Source organism: Egibacteraceae bacterium (assembly GCA_040905805.1).
Taxonomy (GTDB): domain Bacteria; phylum Actinomycetota; class Nitriliruptoria; order Euzebyales; family Egibacteraceae; genus DATLGH01.
This window is the reverse complement of sequence record JBBDQS010000128.1, coordinates 1-3,522: the sequence shown is the minus strand read 5'-3', so window position 1 is coordinate 3,522 and position 3,522 is coordinate 1. Positions and strand designations below refer to the sequence as shown.

The following is a 3,522-nucleotide window of genomic DNA, read 5'->3' as shown; positions in this document are numbered from 1 at the left end:
AGTACGCCGCCGTGAAGTTCTTCCTCTACACGCTGTTCGGCTCGGTGTTCATGCTGGTGGCCTTCCTGGCCCTGTACTTCACCGCACCGCAGCCGACCTTCGACATCCTCGCCCTTGCCGAAGCCGGCGCCGCCGGTGAGTTCGCCGGCACGTTCGGACGCCTGGCGTTCCTCGGGATCTTCCTCGGCTTCGCCATCAAGGTCCCGATGTGGCCCTTCCACACCTGGCTGCCCGACGCCCACACCGAGGCGCCGACGATCGGCAGCGTCCTGCTGGCGGGCATCCTGCTGAAGATGGGCACCTACGGGTTCGTGCGCATCGCCCTGCCGATCCTGCCGGAGGCCGCGGTGGACTTCGCGCCGATCATCGCCATCCTCGCGGTGATCGCGATCCTCTACGCGGCCCTGTGCTGCCTGGCCCAGACCGACCTGAAGCGCCTGATCGCGTTCAGCTCCGTGGGCCACATGGGCTTCGTCATGCTCGGCATCGCCACGCTCACCCCCACGGGCATCAACGCGGCGATCTTCGGCATGATCGCGCACGGGGTCATCACCGGCATGCTGTTCTTCGTGGTCGGCAGCCTGAAGGAGCGCTACCACACGCGCACGATCGCCGAGATCGGCGGCGGGGTGATGCAGGTCATGCCGCGCATGGGCTTCGTCCTGGGGTTCGTGGCGATCGCGAGCCTGGGGCTGCCCGGGCTGGCCGGGTTCTGGGGCGAGGTCTTCGCCCTGCTCGCGGCCTTCAGCCCCGCCCAGGCGATCGTGGACGGCGGCTACCTCACCCTCTTCCGGGTGCTGATGGTCTTCGGCGCCGTCGGGACCGTCCTGACGGCCGGGTACTTCCTCTGGATGATGCAGCGGGTGCTGATGGGCGAGGCCCCGCAGCGGTGGCGTGACGCGGACCTCCCCGACATCTCCGTGGTCGAGTGGGCCACGTGGCTGCCCCTGCTCCTGCTGGTCGGCGCGCTCGGGGTGCTGCCCTTCCTCGTCTTCGGCATCACCAACCCCGACGTGGTCGCCTATCTCAGTGCGCTGGCCGGCTAGCGGAGCGCGGACATGACCGACGTCACCCAGATCGACTGGTTCGCGCTCGCTCCCGAGCTCACGCTCCTCGGGGCGGCACTGGCCGTCCTGCTCAGCGACCTCGTGTGGCAGGGAGCCCGCAAGCGGTTCGTGAACCCCGTCGCGTTCGTCGGGGTGGTCGCCGCCCTGGTCTGGGTCGCCGCCCTCGCCGTGGACGGCCAGACCCGCAGCGCCTTCGGCACGATGTTCGTGGTCGACAGCTACGCCCTGCTCTTCAAGGCGTTCTTCCTCGTCACCGCCGCGTTCGTCATGCTCATCAGCTACCGGTACTTCGCCTCCATCCGGACCTACCAGGGGGAGTACTACTTCCTGGTGCTCGCCGCGTTCGTCGGCATGCTGCTCATGCCCAGCGCCCGCGACCTCGTGATGATCTTCGTCGCCCTGGAGCTGATCAGCGTCCCCGGGTTCGTGATGGCCGGGCTGCGCAAGTTCGACCTGCGCAGCACGGAGGGGTCGCTCAAGTTCTTCCTCATCGGCGTGCTGTCCGTGGCGGTGCTGCTCTTCGGCCTGTCGATCGTCTACGGGTTCACGGGCACGACCGACCTGCAGGGGGTGGCAGCGGCACTCGCGGACGCGCCCCGGGAGCCGCTGCTGTTCGCCGCCCTGCTGTTCGTGATCGTCGGGTTCGCGTTCAAGGTCTCCGCCGTGCCGTTCCACTTCTGGGCACCGGACACCTACGAGGGGTCGCCGGTGCCGGTGACCGCCTTCCTGTCGGTGGCGTCCAAGGCCGCCGGCTTCGCCGGGCTGCTGCAGGTCTGCTTCGTGGCCTTCGAGCCCCTGGCCGACGTGTGGGCGCCCATCCTCGGGATCGTCGCGGTGCTGACGATGACGCTCGGCAACCTGACGGCGATGCAGCAGACCAACGTCGTGCGGATGTTCGCCTACTCCTCGATCGCCCACGCGGGCTACATGCTGGTGCCGTTCGGACTGGTGCGCGCGACCGGTGGCGATGCGGGGATCGCCGAGGTGAACACCCAGGCGTTCGCGGCCGTGCTCATCTACCTGCTGTCCTACGCCGTCATGAACGTGGGGGCGTTCGCCGTCGTGACCTCGATGGCCGGGCACCATCCGGAGCGGCGCACGGCCGACTACGCCGGGCTCGGCCGGCGCAACTTCGCGCTGGCAGCCGGCCTGACGGTCTTCCTGGTGTCGCTCGGCGGCATCCCGCCGGTGATCGGCTTCTGGGCCAAGTTCTTCGTGATCGCCGCGGCGGTCAGCACCGGCACGGCCTTCGCCTACTTCCTGGCGAGCGCGGTCGTGGTCAACGCGGTGATCTCGATGTTCTACTACCTGTCGCTCGTGCGCACGATGTGGATGGACGCGCCCACCGAGGACGCCCCGGTGCGTCCCGGCTTCGCCCTGCACTTCACGGTCAGCGCGCTGGCGGTGGTGGCGGTCGCCGTGTTCTTCGCGCCCGACCTGTTCGCCCGCGCCGCGCAGGTGTCCACCCTGGTCACCGGCGGCTGATCGGCGGGGTCGGCGGGGTCGAACAGGCCGTCGCGCCGGGGTGGGCGCACGATATCCTGGGGATGGTCAACCCACCCTTCCAGGAGAGACGTGCGATGAAGGCCATGAAGACCGCGGTGCTGCTCGCCGGCCTGGCCGGTCTGCTGATGTTCGTGGGCTCATGGGCCGGGGGTCAGACCGGCTTGGTGATCGCCCTGGGCATCGCCCTGGCCCTGAACGCCGGGACGTTCTGGTTCTCCGACAAGCTCGCCATCAAGATGGCGCGCGCCAAGCCGGCCAGCGAGGCCGAGTACGGCTGGTACCACTCCATGGTGCAGAGCCTGGCGCAGCGGGCGAACAAGCCGGTGCCGAAGCTGTACATCTCGCCGTCCCCGCAGCCCAACGCGTTCGCCACCGGGCGCAACCCGAGCAACGCCGCGGTCTGCGTCAACCAGGGGCTCATCGACCTGCTCGACCGCGACGAGATGGAGGGCGTGCTCGCCCACGAGCTCCAGCACGTCTACAACCGCGACATCCTGATCGGCACCATCGCCGCCACGATCGCCACGGCGGTCACCTTCCTGGCGCGCTTCGCGCTGTTCTTCGGCGGGCGCGACCGCGGCGCCAACCCCGTCGCCCAGATCGCGCTGATCCTGCTCGCGCCCATCGCGGCGATGCTCATCCAGTTCGCCGTCACCCGCAGCCGCGAGACCGCCGCCGACGCCTCCGGCGCCGAGCTCTGCGGCAACCCGATGGCACTGGCCCGCGCGCTGCAGAAGCTGGAGACCGGCGGGCAGCGCCGCGCGCAGATGGGCGGCACACCCGCCGAGACCTCGAGCGCCTTCAGCTCCCTCTACATCGCCGCACCGTTCGGCGGGCGCGGGCAGCTGACGAAGATGTTCCGGACCCACCCGCCCACCGAGACCCGGGTGCGCAACCTGGAGGCCATCGCCCGCCGCATGGGCCAGGTCGCCTGACGGGCGCCGACCCG

At 69.7% G+C, this 3,522-nt stretch carries 3 protein-coding genes; all 3 read left to right on the top strand.

The genetic code is table 11. The features are described 5' to 3' along the window. The coding region (locus WD250_14165) for an NADH-quinone oxidoreductase subunit M (protein ID MEX2621355.1) at positions 1–1,046 on the top strand (1,046 nt) is incomplete at its 5' end. 12 nt (positions 1,047–1,058) lie between these two features. Continuing rightward, entirely contained in the window at positions 1,059–2,552 is a 1,494-nt protein-coding gene (locus tag WD250_14160; protein MEX2621354.1) for an NADH-quinone oxidoreductase subunit N, read from the top strand. 95 nt (positions 2,553–2,647) lie between these two features. Next, positions 2,648–3,508, top strand: a complete 861-nt coding sequence (locus WD250_14155) for a zinc metalloprotease HtpX (GenBank protein ID MEX2621353.1) — start codon at positions 2,648–2,650, stop codon at positions 3,506–3,508. Positions 3,509–3,522 lie beyond the last annotated feature (14 nt).